Genomic DNA, 13,729 nt, shown 5'->3' with positions numbered 1-13,729 from the left:
AGAAACTGTCGTTGGACGTGATGGATCCGGTGGCTCGACGCTGCCTGTATGACCACTCCGACCGCAGCCCGGCCCACTGCGACGACCACGCGCCTCGACCACCTCGTCGACGAGGTACGGGGAGCCGTGGGGCGCGGGCTGCCGCCCGATCTGACGGCGCACCTGGTCGGCGAGGCGCTCGGCCCCCACCTCGGCACCGCCGACCTGCTCACCGAGGAGCAGCGCGCGGGCGACCCCGACCACTACCGCCAGCACCTCCTGCACGCCGAACGCGACGGCAGCTTCTCCATCGTCGCCCTCGTCTGGCTCCCCGGGCAGCGCACCTCCATCCACGATCACGTCTCCTGGTGCGTCACGGGCGTCCACGAGGGGCGGGAGAGCGAGCGCCGCTACCGGCTCGTGCCCTCCGCCGTCGGCGCTCCGCCGCGGCTCGTCGCCACGGAGGACGTCGTCAACGAACAGGGCGACGTCTGCGGCTTCGCGCCCCCGGGCGACATCCACCGGGTCTGGAACGCCTGCGGGGACAAGGCGATCTCCCTCCACATCTACGGCGCCGACATCGCGCGCCTGGGTACGAGCGTCCGCCGCGTGTACGACCTCCCGGCCGACCGGTAATGGCGCTGGAGACGCACCGCGCCGCCACCACCACTGCCACCGCCGCCCCGCCGCAGGGGGCGCAGAGGAGCGGATCGCCCCGCTGGAAATCCGGCAAGGGCAAGATCCCCGGTCTCGCCATGGCCGTGCTCGGCGTCGGCCTCGCCTGGGACGTGCACTGGCTCGTACCCGGCGTGCCCATGCTCACCGCCGCCGTCGTCCTCGGCATCGTCGCCGCGCATCTGCCCGGCCTGCGCGGCGTGGTGCGCGGCATCGCCCGGCCCGGGCTGACCTTCGCGGGCAAGCGGCTGATGCGCGTCGGCATCGTGCTCCTCGGCCTCAAACTCAGCCTCCACGACGTGCTCGGCATCGGCTGGGCCACGGTCGTGATGGTGCTCGCCGTCGTGGTCGCGACGTTCTTCGGCACGCTGTGGCTCGGCCGCCGCATCGGGCTCCGGGGCGATCAGCCGCTGCTCATCGCCACCGGCTACTCGATCTGCGGCGCGTCCGCGATCGGCGCGGTCAGCGAGGTGACCGGCAGCGACGAGGAGGACGTGGCGACCTCCGTCGCCCTCGTGACGCTCTGCGGCACGCTCGCCATCGCCGTGCTTCCGCTGCTGCACCACCCGCTGGGGCTCGACGAAGCGCAGTTCGGCCGGTGGGTCGGCGCGAGCGTGCACGACGTCGGGCAGGTCGTGGCCACCGCGCAGACCGCGGGGCCGTCGGCGCTCAGCGAGGCCGTACTGGTGAAGCTGATGCGCGTCGCGCTGCTCGCCCCGCTGGTGGCGGCGGTGGCCCTCGCCGTACGGCGCCGCAAGCGGCACGACGCGCGCGCCGCCGACGGCGAAGCGACCGGCAAGCGGCCGACCTTGGTGCCCCTCTTCGTCGTCGGCTTCCTCGTCATGGTCGCGCTGCGCAGCACCGGCCAGGTGCCGGGCGGCGCCATCGACGTCGCGCAGGACGTCCAGGAACTCCTGCTCGCCGCGGCCCTCTTCGGCCTCGGCAGCGCGGTCCACCTGCCCACGCTCGTACGGACCGGGGGGCGGGTCGCGGCGCTCGGGCTGTGCTCGTGGGTGGTGATCGCGGGCGGCTCGTACGCCGGGGTGCTGCTCACCACGTGAGGCGGTGCCCGGGGTGTTGACCGAAACGGCACTTCCGAGGGGGCGTGCTTCCTCTCAAGGCCACGGCCTAGGACGGATGGATGAGTTGATCACCATCTCGCGACAGGGGTCACAGCGGGTTGTGCCTCTTACGCTGACCGCATGACCGCTCTCGACCCGCGAGACACGGGCGCCGCCGGCACCGCCGACCCTGCCGACGGCGCCGATCCCACAGCCGCCGCCGGTCCCGCCGCTGCCGCTGCCGCCTCCACCGTCGGCCCGCCCCGAATACCCGGCGGGGAGACCGCTATACCCGGCGGCGAGACTGCGATATCCGGCGGGGAGACCGCGATGTCCGCCGACAGGACCGCGATGTCCGTCGGCAAGACCGCGATGCCCGGCGGCGACACCGTAATGCCGGGCGCCGACACCGTACTTGGACGCCGCTACCGCGCCCTCACCTTCGGCATCATCTCCGTCGTCTCCCTCATCGCCTTCGAGGCGAGCGCGGTCAACACCGCGATGCCGGTCGCGGCCCGCGCCCTCGACGGCATCGAGCTGTACGCCTTCGCCTTCTCCGCCTACTTCACCGCGAGCCTCTTCGCGATGGCGCTCTCCGGCGAGTGGTGCGACCGGGCGGGCCCGCTCGTGCCGCTGTTCACCGGGATCGCGACGTTCGGCGCCGGCCTGGTCGTCGCGGGTTCGGCGCAGCAGATGTGGATGTTCGTGGCGGGGCGCGGCGTACAGGGCGTAGGCGGCGGGCTGGTCATCGTCGCCCTGTACGTGGTGGTCGGACGGGCGTATCCGGAGCGGCTGCGGCCGTCGATCATGGCCTCCTTCTCGGCGGCCTGGGTCCTCCCGGTGATCGTCGGGCCGCTGATCGCGGGCACGGTCACCGAACAGCTCAGCTGGCGCTGGGTGTTCCTCTCCATCCCGGTGCTGATCCTGCTGCCGCTGGCCGTGATGCTCCCCGCGCTGCGCAAGCTGCCGCCCGGCGAGCACACGCTCGCCATGGACCGTCGCCGCATCCTCCTCGCGCTCGCCGTCGCGGCGGGCGCCGGACTCTTGCAGTACGCGGGCCGCGACCTGAACTGGCTCTCCCTGGTACCGGCCGCGGCGGGGCTCGCCCTGGTGGTGCCGGGCATCCTGCGGCTGCTGCCGAAGGGGACCTTCCGGGCCGCCCGCGGACTGCCGTCGGTGGTGCTGCTGCGCGGCGTCGCGGCGGGCTCGTTCCTCGGCGCGGAGAGCTTCGTTCCGCTGATGCTGGTGACCGAGCGCGGCATGTCCGCCACGCTGGCCGGGCTCTCGCTCACCGGCGGCGGACTGAGCTGGGCCCTCGGCTCGTACACGCAGAGCAGGCCCCGCCTGGAGCCGCACCGGGAGCGGATGATGAGCCTCGGCATGCTGCTGATGACCGCGGCCATCGCGCTCGTCTCGACGGTGCTGATTCCGGGGGTGCCGGCGTGGGTCGTCGCCGCGTCGTGGTTCATCGGCGGGTACGGGATGGGGCTGACGATCTCCAGCGGCAGCGTGCTGCTGCTCAAGCTCTCCCGGCCCGGCGAGGAGGGCTCCAACTCGGCCTCTCTCCAGGTCTCCGACGCCCTCGGCAACATCACCCTGGTCGGCATCGCGGGCGTCCTCTTCGTCGCCCTGGGCGGCGGCTCCACCACCGCGGACGCCCACGCCCCCGCGGCCTCCGCCGCCTCGGCCGCTCCGCCCGCGGCCTTCGCCGCGGTCTTCCTCACGATGTCGGCGGTAGCGCTGTTCGGCTCGTACATCGCCACCCGGCAGAAGCCCCGCCGGGCCGCCGAGCCGTCGGCTACGGGGCCCACGGGCGCACCGAAGGCCGTGTGACCGGCGGAGTTCCGGCCGGTGGCGCCGGCCGACGCGCCGATGCGGCAGTCGCCGACGTGCCGACTGACGACCGGCCGGGTGCGGGCTCCAGTGTGAGGTGGGTCGCACCCGGGGGTCATGGCGGGTTATGGCGACGGGGTGGGGAGGGGGACGCGGGTAGGCTGACGCGGTTGCCGATCGCCGAGCCAGCCCGACGGAGACCGTGACTACCACCGCAGCCAATCACCACCTCTCGCCCGCCTTCCCCGGCCGGGCCCCTTGGGGTACCGCGAACAAACTGCGCGCCTGGCAGGAGGGCGCGATGGCCAAGTACATCGAGGAGCAGCCGCGCGACTTCCTCGCCGTCGCCACACCCGGCGCCGGGAAGACCACCTTCGCGCTGACCCTCGCCTCCTGGATGCTCCACCACCACGTCGTACAGCAGGTGACCGTGGTCGCCCCCACCGAGCACCTGAAGAAGCAGTGGGCGGAGGCCGCGGCCCGGATCGGCATCAAACTGGACCCGGAGTACAGCGCCGGGCCGATCGGCCGCGAGTACCACGGCGTCGCCGTGACCTACGCGGGCGTCGGCGTCCGGCCGATGCTCCACCGCAACCGCTGCGAGCAGCGCAAGACCCTCGTGATCCTCGACGAGATCCACCACGCCGGTGACTCGAAGTCCTGGGGCGAGGCGTGCTCGGAGGCGTTCGACCCGGCGACCCGGCGGCTCGCGCTGACCGGCACGCCGTTCCGCTCGGACACCAACCCCATCCCCTTCGTCGCGTACGAAGAGGGCAACGACGGCATCCGCCGGTCCTCCGCCGACTACACCTACGGCTACGGCAACGCGCTCGCCGACGGCGTCGTGCGGCCCGTCATCTTCCTCTCCTACAGCGGCCAGATGCGCTGGCGCACCAAGGCGGGCGACGAGATCGCCGCCCGCCTCGGCGAGCCCATGACCAAGGACGCCGTCTCGCAGGCGTGGCGCACCGCCCTCGACCCGCGCGGCGACTGGATGCCGAACGTGTTGCGCGCCGCCGACCAGCGCCTCAGCGAGGTGCGCAAGGCCATCCCCGACGCGGGAGCCCTCGTCATCGCCTCCGACCAGGAGTCGGCGCGCGCGTACGCCAAGCTGATCCGCGAGATCACCGGGCAGGGCGCCACGCTCGTACTCTCCGACGACACCGGCGCCTCGCAGCGCATCGACGACTTCGCGCAGTCCGACGACCGGTGGATGGTCGCGGTCCGCATGGTGTCCGAGGGCGTGGACGTGCCGCGCCTGGCCGTCGGCGTCTACGCCACCACCATCTCCACGCCGCTCTTCTTCGCCCAGGCCGTCGGCCGCTTCGTGCGGTCGCGGCGGCGCGGCGAGACCGCCTCCGTCTTCGTGCCGACCATCCCGACGCTGCTCACCTTCGCCAACGAGATGGAGGTGGAGCGCGACCACGTCCTCGACAAGCCGAAGAAGGAGAGCGAGGAGGACCCGTACGCCGAGGAGGACAAGCTCCTCCAAGAGGCCGAGAAGGAGCAGGACGAGGACACCGGCGAGGACGACCAGCTCTCCTTCGAGGCGCTGGAGTCCGACGCGGTCTTCGACCGGGTGCTCTACGACGGCGCGGAGTTCGGGATGCAGGCGCACCCCGGCAGCGAGGAGGAGCAGGACTACCTGGGAATCCCCGGACTGCTGGAGCCCGACCAGGTGCAGATGCTGCTCCAGAAGCGGCAGACCCGGCAGATCGCCCACAGCCGGCAGAAGCCGGCCGCCGAGGCCGACCTCGTCGAGCTGCCGGCCGAGCGGCGGCCGATCGTCTCGCACAAGCAGATGCTGGAGCTGCGCAAGCAGCTCAACTCGCTGGTCGGCGCGTACGTCCACCAGAGCGGCAAGCCGCACGGCGTCGTCCACACCGAGCTGCGCCGGGTGTGCGGGGGGCCGCCGAGCGCGGAGGCGACGGCGGGGCAGTTGAACGAGCGGATCAAGAAGGTGCAGGAGTGGGCCACGCGCATGCGGTGACGTGACGTTCGCGCCGGGCGGGGGTGGCGAGCGCCGGGCGGGCTGATCGCGGGATGCCCTCGGAAGGGGGCGTTCCGCGGGCGATCTCGCGTCCGTCCACCGGACGGATCGCGCATATCACCCGCCCATTGCCCGGATTGTGGGCAAGCCCTTCCGCTCAGCGGACCGGCTCGCTACCGTGCCGGGACACGCACACGCCCCGTGGCAGCGCCGCCGCGGAGCGCAGCCGGTGCCGTGCGACTAGCGGCCGGCGGCCTCTCGCGCGCGCTGCCGGACGGGACCGGCGGTGTCCCCACCCCGCGACGGGAGCCGCCACTCACGTGAGGAGGGGGCGTCGTGACCGCGGAGACCTCGCAGACGCTCGACCGAGGATTGCGCGTCCTCAAACTGCTCGCCGACACCGACCACGGGCTCACCGTCACCGAGCTGTCCACCAAGCTCGGCGTCAACCGGACCGTGGTCTACCGCCTGCTCGCGACCCTGGAGCAGCACGCGCTCGTACGCCGGGACATCGGCGGCCGGGCCCGCGTCGGGCTGGGGGTGCTGCGGCTCGGCCGCCAAGTGCACCCCCTGGTACGGGAAGCGGCGCTGCCGGCGCTGCGCTCCCTGGCCGAGGACATCGGCGCCACGGCCCATCTCACCCTGGTCGACGGGACGGAGGCGCTGGCGGTCGCCGTCGTCGAACCGACCTGGACCGACTACCACGTCGCCTACCGCGCCGGTTTCCGCCACCCGCTGGACCGCGGCGCGGCGGGCCGCGCGATCCTCGCCGCCCGCCGGGGCGAGGCCGGCGACCCGGGCTACGCCCTCACCCACGGCGAACTGGAAGCGGGCGCGAGCGGCGCCGCCGCCCCGCTCCTGGGGGTGACGGGGATAGAGGGCAGCGTGGGCGTGGTGATGCTCGCGGACTCGGTCCCCGAACGGGTCGGCCACCGTGTCATGGACGCGGCCAAGGAGGTCGCGGAAGCCCTGCGCTGACGTTGCGCTCGCGCTTGGGCGGGGGGCGATGCGGGGGCGGCACCCTCGGATTCCTCCGCAGGCCAGCGAGGCCCGGGACGCCCCCGCCGGCCCGCGGCTGCGCCGGACCGTCGCGAGCGGGCGACGGGCGCCCGGCCCGCAGCCGATGCGCCTGCGGCTCCGGCCGTGCCGAGCCGTCGCTCGCGTGTGCCCGTGCGCCGGGCGGCCCGCCGCTTGCCCGTGGCGGGAGCCCGGCCCGGCGCCCGTACGGCAAGGGGTGGTCGCAATCCACCCCGGGGGCCCGTTCTCGCGCGTTACCGGCCCCCGCCCGTACGTCCCACCGCGCGGGCCGGAGTCCCGCCCGGGGCCCGCCCGGCAAGGGGTGGTCGCAATTCCGCTCGGCGCCGTGTCCGTACGCGCCGTCCCGCCCGTACGTCCCACCGCGCGGGCCGGAGTCCCGCCCGGAGCCCCGCCCGGCAAGGGCCGGTCGTCACCCGCCCCGAGCCCCGCCCGTACAACCCCACCCACCCCGGAGGGCCCCGGCCCCGGTCGCGGGCGGCTGTCGGGGTGGGGGTGAATTAGGGTGGCGGGCGTGTCCTCTCGTGCTCGCGTTCTCGTGGTCTGCTCCGCGCTCGTCGTCGCCCTGCTCGCCGTGGCCGCCTTTGCGCCGTTGCCGTTCTCGCTGGCGCAGCCGGGTTCCACCGCGGACGTGCTCGGGTCCCGCCGCGGTGAGCAGGTGATCACGGTCAAGGGGGCCGACACCCGCAAGACCACCGGTCAGCTGCGGGCCACCACGATCGTCGCCACCGGCCCGGACGCCGATGTGCGCCTCGGCGACGTGGTCGACAGCTGGTTCCGGACGGACCGCGCCGTCATGCCGCGGGACTCCGTGTACCCGGTCGGCAACACGACCGCCGAGGTCGAGAAGCACAACTTCGCCGACATGCGGAAGTCGCAGGACGCCGCCACCGAGGCCGCCCTGCGCTACCTCCACCGGTCGTCCAAGGACGTGAAGGTCACCCTCGATCTCGCCCGCATCGGCGGGCCCAGCGCCGGGCTCCTCTTCACCCTCGGCATCATCGACAAGATCGACGGCGACGGCCGCGGCGGCGACCTCACCGGCGGCCGGACGATCGCGGGCACCGGCACCATCGACCCCGACGGGAGTGTCGGACCGGTCGGCGGCGTGCAGCTCAAGACGCAGGCCGCCAAGCGGGACGGGGCCACCGTGTTCCTCGTGCCGAAGGGGGAGTGCAAGGAGGCCGAGGCCGTACGCCCCAAGGGGCTCCAGCTCATCCCCGTCACCACCCTCAAGGACTCGGTCTCCTCCCTCCAGGCGCTGGCGGCGGGCCGTACGGTCCCCACCTGCTGATCCCCTCCGGCCCCCGGGCCCGGGCCCCGGCTTCCGCCCCTCAGCCGCCCTTGATGAAGCCCTCCGCGACCATCCAGTCCTTGGCGACCTGGTGCGGGTCCTGCCCGTCCACGTCCACCTTGGCGTTGAGCGTCCGGGCCACGTCGTTCGTGAGCTTCTTCGTGATCGGGTCGAGGACGTCCTTGATGGCCGGGTACTTCTTCATCGCCTTGCTGTTGATCTCGGGAGCGGCGTTGTAGTTGGGGAAGAAGTGCTGGTCGTCGCGCATCACTTCGAGGTTCATGGCCTTGATCCGGCCGTCCGTCGTGAAGACCTCGCCGTACGTGCACGCGTTGCCCTTGGAGACCTGCGTGTAGACGATGCCGCCGTCCATCTTCTGGATGCTGGAGGCGGGGAGCCGCATCCCGTACTTCTTCTGCATGCCCGGCAGCCCGTCGTTGCGCGCCGCGAACTCGCTCTCCACGCACAGGCTCACCGCCGACCGGTCCTTCTTCGCCAGCGCGGCGACGTCCGAGAGCGTCTTGGTGCCGTACTTCTTCGCGTTCGCGGGGTTCAGCGCCAGCGCGTAGGTGTTGTTGAGGGAGGCCGGCGGCAGCCAGGTGATGCCGTTCTTGAGGTCGGCGTCGTACACGGCCTGCCACTGCTCGTGCGGGTCGGCGATGGGCTTGTCGTTGCCGAGGTAGGTGATCCAGGACGTGCCGGTGTACTCGTACATCGCGTCCGCGTCCCCGGACTTGACGGCCTCGCGGGCGCCGATGGAGCCCTGGATGTCGGTGCGGTCCAGGACGGTCGCACCGGCGGCCTTGAAGGCCAGGCCCATGACCTGCCCCAGGATGATCTGCTCCGTGAACTCCTTGGAGGTGACGGTCAGATCGGCGCCCTTGAGCGGCTTGCCCTGCCCTATGGAGCCCGGCTGGACATTGTCGACCATGGGGCTGCCGCTGGTCAGCCCGCAGCCGCCGAGGGCGAGCGGGGCCAGCAGCGCGCCGACCGCGGCGGCGGCCAGGGGCAGGCGGAGCGGCGCGCGGAACGGCGTACGAGCGGCTGAGCGGACGGGCGCGGGCAGGACCGTACGGGCCCGCCCGCCCCCCGGATCCGGCTCGGGCAGGACCGTACGGGCTCGCCCGCGTCCCGGCTCGGGCTCGGGCTCGGGCTCGGGCTCGGGCAGGACCGTACCGGCTCGCCCGCCCCCTGGCTCCGGCTCGGGCAGGACCGTACCGGCCCGCCCGCCCCCCGGCTCCGGCGCGGTCAGATCCGTATGCTGCGGACCCCGGCCGGACCTCGGTATACGCGCCATCAGTCGCTCCCCTCCAGTCCACGCGGCCGCAGCAGCAGTTCGGCCAGCGACGCCAGCCAGTCCACGAGCAGGGCGAGCACCACCGTCAGTACGGACCCCAGCACCAGGATCGGCATCCGCTGATTGGTGATGCCCGTGGTGATCAGGTCGCCCAGGCCGCCGCCGCCCCCGAAGGCGGCGAGCGTCGCCGTGCCGACGTTGAGCACGAGCGCGGTGCGCACGCCCGCGAGGATCAGCGGTACGGCCAGCGGCAGTTCGACCTTCCCCAGCACCCCGGTCGCCGACATGCCGATGCCGCGCGCCGCCTCGACCAGCGTCGGGTCGATGGCCTTGAGGCCCGCGATGGTGTTGGCGAGCACGGGCAGCACGGCGTAGATGACGATGCCGAAGAGCGCGGCCTGGCGGCCGATGCCCATCCAGATGACGAGCAGGGCCAGCAGGCCGATCGCGGGGGTCGCCTGGCCGATGTTGGCGACGGCCATGGCGAACGGCGCCGCGCCGCGCAGCCTGCGGCGGGTGAGCAGGATGCCCAGCGGGATCGCGATGATCAGTACGAAGAAGGTGGAGACGACCGTGAGGTAGATGTGCTGGCGCAGCCGCAGCCAGATATTGCCGTCCGCGATCGAGTTGCGGGCGATCGAGTCGAGGTCGGCGCCGCGGAACCACAGCCACAGCGCGAGCAGGATCAGGGCCAGCACGATCGGCATGTAGGTGAGCCGCTGCCAGGTGATGCGGCGGGCGGGCTTCGCGGCGGAGGGCCGGACCGGCCCCGCCGCGGGCTCGTCGACGTCCACCTCGTCGCGGAAGGCGAGCCCCTTCACCTCGTGCTCGCCGGGGGCCCGCTCGCCCCTGGGCCGCTTGTGGTCCCGGCGTCTCATGAGACGTCCTCGGGGCGGATGGCGGTCGCGCCCGCGGACTCCTGTCTGGCCTGCTGCGCGCGCTGTTCCTGCAGTGCGTGCTGGTGCTCGACCGCTTCGAGGCGGTCCTCCTCCAGCAGCTGCTGCACGGAGTTCATCAGCGTCTCCATGTCGACGACGCCGGTGTACTCGCCGCGCCGCCCGGTGACCGCGACCCGCCCGGCGTTGTCGGTGAGGACGGCCTCCAGCGCGTCGCGCAGCGTGGCGTCGCGGGTGACGGTGTCGTGCACGAGCGTCCCGGCGCGGGCCAGCGACCCCTTGGCCCGCATCAGATCGCCCCGCCGCAGCCATTTGTACGGGCGTTTGTACCGGTCGAGCAGCAGCACCTCGTTGGTGGAGCCGGAGCGCAGCATGTCGAAGAGGTTCTGGAGCGGGTCGTCGATGGTGGCGGTGGGGAAGTCGACGATCTCCACGTCCCGTACGCGGGTGAGGTTGAGCCGTTTGAGCGCGGCGCCCGCGCCCACGAAGCCGGAGACGAAGTCGTCGGCGGGGTTGGTGAGGATGGCCTCGGGGGTGTCGAACTGGGCTATGTGCGAGCGTTCGCGGAGCACCGCGATGCGGTCGCCGAGCTTGATGGCCTCGTCGAAGTCGTGGGTGACGAAGACGATGGTCTTGTGCAGCTCGTGCTGGAGCCGGATCAGCTCGTCCTGGAGGTGGTCGCGGGTTATGGGGTCGACCGCGCCGAAGGGCTCGTCCATCAGGAGTACGGGCGGGTCGGCGGCGAGCGCGCGGGCGACGCCGACGCGCTGCTGCTGGCCGCCCGACAGCTGCCGCGGGTAGCGGCCCTGGAATTCGCCGGCGTCCAGCCCGACGAGGTCCAGCATCTCCTCGATACGGCTCTTGACCTTGGACTTCGACCAGCCGATCAGCTTCGGCACGAGCGCGATGTTCTGGGCGACGGTCATGTGCGGGAAGAGCCCGGAGGACTGGATGGCGTAGCCGACCTTGCGGCGCAGCCGCACCGGGTCGATGCCGGTGACGTCCTCGTCGTTGATCCGTATCCGGCCGGAGGTGGGCTCGATCAGCCGGTTGATCATCTTCATGGTGGTGGTCTTGCCGCAGCCGGACGGGCCCACGAAGACCACGAGCTCGCCGGCCTTGATGTCCATGTTGACGTCCTCCACCGCGGGGGTGGGGGTGCCGGAGTAGCGCTTTGTCAGGGCCTCCAACTGGATGGTGGCGCCGGTGGTCGTGGTGCGCGCGGGAGCGCTGGTCTGCGTCGAGGCGTCAGGCACGGATCCCCCTGGAGATGGTCAGCCGTCCGATGAGGACGTACACGGCGTCGAAGACGAGCGCGAGGATCACGATCCCGAGTGTCCCGGCGAGCACCTGGTTGAGCGCGTTGGCGCTGCCCAGAGAGGAGATGCCGCGGAAGATCTCGTTGCCCAGGCCCGGCCCGGAGGAGTACGCGCCGATGGCCGCGATGCCCATCAGCATCTGGGTGGAGACCCGGATTCCGGTGAGGATGGGCGGCCAGGCGAGCGGCAGCTCCACCCTGAGGAGCCGGGCGAGCCGGGACATGCCGAGGCCCTTGGCGGCGTCCACCAGAGTGGGGTCGACGCCGCGCAGCCCGACGATCGCGTTGCGGACGATGGGCAGCAGCCCGTAGAGGATCAGGGCGGTGACGGTCGGCGCGACGCCGAGCCCGGTGATCGGGATGAGCAGGCCGATCATGGCGAGCGAGGGGACCGTGAGGACGGTGGCCGTCGAGGTGATGGCGAGGTTCCCGGCCCATTCGCTGCGGTAGGTGGCGACGCCGATCAGCACGCCGATCAGGGTGGCGACGACCATGCACTGAAAGACGGCGCTGGCGTGTTGGAAGGTGTCGGTGAGCAATTGCGCGTACCGGTTGCCGATGTATTCCCAGAAATCCACTGGGCCGCTCCCTCGACGCTATGGTCAGTCCTCCGACGCCTGCTTCACCAGGGGAATGATCCTCAGTGGCACCGGATTCTCCATCACGATCGCTGTGGACGCCCGAACAATGCCATCAAAACCCACAACTCGGTCGATCACACGTTGGAGGTCGGCGTTGGAACGGGCTACAAGGCGGCACAGCATATCGCCGTGTCCCGTCGTGGTGTGCAGTTCGAGCACCTCTGGTACGCCCGCCAAGTGGCTTCGGACGTCCGCCCCTTGACCCTGTTTGATCTCCAGCGTCGCGAACGCCGTCACCGGGTATCCGATCGCCGCCGGGTCCACATCTGGGCCGAATCCACGAATGACCCCATTGCTCTGCAAACGGTCCAAACGGGCCTGTGCGGTGCCGCGCGCGACGCCCAGCCTGCGCGAAGCCTCAAGAATTCCTATGCGCGGCTCCTGGGCCAGTAGCTCCAGCAATCTGCCGTCCAAATGATCGATCACCGGGGCCTCCGGGGCGAGGGTTCGATGGGGCGATGGTCATCATGTACAGAACGCTCGGAAATACTGCCCTACCACTGGTCAGATTGCCCAGGGAAAACGCAAACTATTGCGCACCTTGTGTTTCGGAGAGAGCCTGCGGCCATGACAGAGACCCTGCACACCCCCAGCACCGCACGGCAGGCGGACCCCTTCCCGGTCAAGGGGATGGACGCGGTCGTCTTCGCCGTAGGCAACGCGAAGCAGGCCGCCCATTACTACTCCACGGCCTTCGGCATGACGCGCGTCGCCTACTCGGGTCCCGAGAACGGCAGCCGTGAGACGGCCAGCTACGTCCTCGAATCCGGCGGCGCCCGATTCGTGTTCACCTCCGTCATCAAGGCCGCCTCCGAGCACGGCACATTCCTCGCCGACCATGTCGCCGAGCACGGCGACGGGGTCGTGGACCTCGCCATCGAAGTGCCGGATACCCGCGCCGCGTACGCCTACGCCACGGCGCACGGCGCCACCGGCCTCCAGGAGCCGTACGAGGTCAAGGACGAGCACGGCACCGTCGTGCTGGCCGCCATCGCCACCTACGGCAAGACCCGCCACACCCTCGTCGACCGCTCCGGCTACGACGGCCCGTACCTCCCCGGCTACGCCGCCGCCGAGCCGATGGTGGAGCCGGTGACGCGCCGCTTCCAGGCGATCGACCACTGCGTGGGCAACGTCGAGCTCGGCCGGATGAACGAGTGGGTCGAGTTCTACAACAACGTCATGGGCTTCACGAACATGAAGGAGTTCGTGGGCGACGACATCGCCACCGAGTACTCCGCCCTCATGTCGAAGGTCGTCGCGGACGGCACCCGGAAGGTGAAGTTCCCGCTCAACGAGCCGGCCATCGCCAAGAAGAAGTCGCAGATCGACGAGTACCTGGAGTTCTACGGCGGGCCGGGCGTGCAGCACATCGCGCTCGCCACCAACGACATCGTCGCGTCCGTACGGGCCATGCGGGCGGCCGGCGTCCAGTTCCTGGACACCCCGGACTCGTACTACGACACGCTGGGGGAGTGGGCCGGCGAGACCCGCGTCCCCGTGGAGACGCTGCGCGAGCTGAAGATCCTCGTGGACCGCGACGAGGACGGCTACCTGCTCCAGATCTTCACCAAGCCGGTCCAGGACCGCCCGACCGTCTTCTTCGAGATGATCGAGCGGCACGGCTCCATGGGTTTCGGCAAGGGCAACTTCAAGGCGCTCTTCCAGGCCATCGAGCGCGAGCAGGAGCTGCGCGGCAACCTCTGACCG

At 71.5% G+C, this 13,729-nt stretch carries 12 protein-coding genes; 7 read left to right on the top strand and 5 right to left on the bottom strand.

Translation table 11 applies throughout. From position 1 onward, the window contains the following. The first annotated feature begins 48 nt into the window (after positions 1–48). The 6 genes from AC07AB_RS32835 (at position 49) to AC07AB_RS32810 (ending at position 7,867) form a co-directional block, all read left to right on the top strand. Positions 49–615 carry a cysteine dioxygenase family protein gene (locus tag AC07AB_RS32835; protein ID WP_478574765.1) on the top strand — a complete coding sequence of 189 codons (567 nt, stop codon included), beginning with the start codon at positions 49–51 and terminating at the stop codon, positions 613–615. Beyond that, positions 615–1,715 carry a YeiH family protein gene (locus AC07AB_RS32830; protein ID WP_478574762.1) on the top strand — a complete coding sequence of 367 codons (1,101 nt, stop codon included), beginning with the start codon at positions 615–617 and terminating at the stop codon, positions 1,713–1,715. Before AC07AB_RS32835 ends, AC07AB_RS32830 begins: the two co-directional genes overlap by 1 nt. 141 nt (positions 1,716–1,856) lie before the next feature. Further along, entirely contained in the window at positions 1,857–3,548 is a 1,692-nt protein-coding gene (locus AC07AB_RS32825; RefSeq protein ID WP_478574759.1) for an MFS transporter, read from the top strand. Positions 3,549–3,750: 202 nt separating this feature from the next. Further along, positions 3,751–5,538: a DEAD/DEAH box helicase gene (locus AC07AB_RS32820; RefSeq protein WP_478574756.1), complete on the top strand. Its 1,788-nt coding sequence runs from the start codon at positions 3,751–3,753 to the stop codon at positions 5,536–5,538. Between the two features lie 336 nt (positions 5,539–5,874). Next, positions 5,875–6,516: an IclR family transcriptional regulator gene (locus tag AC07AB_RS32815; protein ID WP_478574754.1), complete on the top strand. Its 642-nt coding sequence runs from the start codon at positions 5,875–5,877 to the stop codon at positions 6,514–6,516. A gap of 562 nt (positions 6,517–7,078) precedes the next feature. Then, positions 7,079–7,867 carry a S16 family serine protease gene (locus AC07AB_RS32810; protein WP_478574751.1) on the top strand — a complete coding sequence of 263 codons (789 nt, stop codon included), beginning with the start codon at positions 7,079–7,081 and terminating at the stop codon, positions 7,865–7,867. A gap of 40 nt (positions 7,868–7,907) precedes the next feature. Here AC07AB_RS32810 and AC07AB_RS32805 read toward each other — a convergent pair whose 3' ends face one another. The 5 genes from AC07AB_RS32805 to AC07AB_RS32785 all read right to left on the bottom strand — a co-directional run bounded on the left by AC07AB_RS32805 (position 7,908) and on the right by AC07AB_RS32785 (position 12,445). Next, positions 7,908–8,798 carry a glycine betaine ABC transporter substrate-binding protein gene (locus AC07AB_RS32805; protein WP_478574965.1) on the bottom strand — a complete coding sequence of 297 codons (891 nt, stop codon included), beginning with the start codon at positions 8,796–8,798 and terminating at the stop codon, positions 7,908–7,910. A gap of 365 nt (positions 8,799–9,163) precedes the next feature. Continuing rightward, entirely contained in the window at positions 9,164–10,042 is an 879-nt protein-coding gene (locus AC07AB_RS32800) for an ABC transporter permease (RefSeq protein WP_478574749.1), read from the bottom strand. After that, a complete protein-coding gene (locus tag AC07AB_RS32795) occupies positions 10,039–11,316 on the bottom strand; it encodes a betaine/proline/choline family ABC transporter ATP-binding protein (RefSeq protein ID WP_478574747.1) in 1,278 nt (425 codons plus the stop codon). The genes AC07AB_RS32800 and AC07AB_RS32795 overlap by 4 nt, the downstream gene beginning before the upstream one ends. Then, on the bottom strand, positions 11,309–11,956 hold the full coding sequence (locus AC07AB_RS32790) for an ABC transporter permease (RefSeq protein WP_478574744.1): 648 nt from the start codon (positions 11,954–11,956) through the stop codon (positions 11,309–11,311). The genes AC07AB_RS32795 and AC07AB_RS32790 overlap by 8 nt, the downstream gene beginning before the upstream one ends. A gap of 24 nt (positions 11,957–11,980) precedes the next feature. After that, positions 11,981–12,445 (bottom strand): Lrp/AsnC family transcriptional regulator, encoded by a 465-nt coding sequence (locus AC07AB_RS32785; RefSeq protein ID WP_363130690.1) that lies wholly within the window; start codon positions 12,443–12,445, stop codon positions 11,981–11,983. Positions 12,446–12,586: 141 nt separating this feature from the next. Here AC07AB_RS32785 and hppD point away from each other — a divergent pair, with 141 nt between their 5' ends. Beyond that, on the top strand, positions 12,587–13,726 hold the full coding sequence (hppD, locus tag AC07AB_RS32780) for a 4-hydroxyphenylpyruvate dioxygenase (protein ID WP_478574742.1): 1,140 nt from the start codon (positions 12,587–12,589) through the stop codon (positions 13,724–13,726). The last annotated feature ends 3 nt before the right edge of the window (positions 13,727–13,729 follow it).

Source organism: Streptomyces sp. NPDC044033, from assembly GCF_056434425.1.
This window is presented reverse-complemented; position numbering and strand designations above follow the sequence as displayed.

Coding starts and splice junctions, on each gene's coding strand:
- AC07AB_RS32835 (WP_478574765.1), top strand. CDS start 49: ATGACCACTCCGACCGCAGCCCGGCCCACTGCGACGACCACGCGCCTC.
- AC07AB_RS32800 (WP_478574749.1), bottom strand. CDS start 10,042: ATGAGACGCCGGGACCACAAGCGGCCCAGGGGCGAGCGGGCCCCCGGC.
- AC07AB_RS32805 (WP_478574965.1), bottom strand. CDS start 8,798: ATGGTCGACAATGTCCAGCCGGGCTCCATAGGGCAGGGCAAGCCGCTC.
- hppD (WP_478574742.1), top strand. CDS start 12,587: ATGACAGAGACCCTGCACACCCCCAGCACCGCACGGCAGGCGGACCCC.
- AC07AB_RS32825 (WP_478574759.1), top strand. CDS start 1,857: ATGACCGCTCTCGACCCGCGAGACACGGGCGCCGCCGGCACCGCCGAC.
- AC07AB_RS32830 (WP_478574762.1), top strand. CDS start 615: ATGGCGCTGGAGACGCACCGCGCCGCCACCACCACTGCCACCGCCGCC.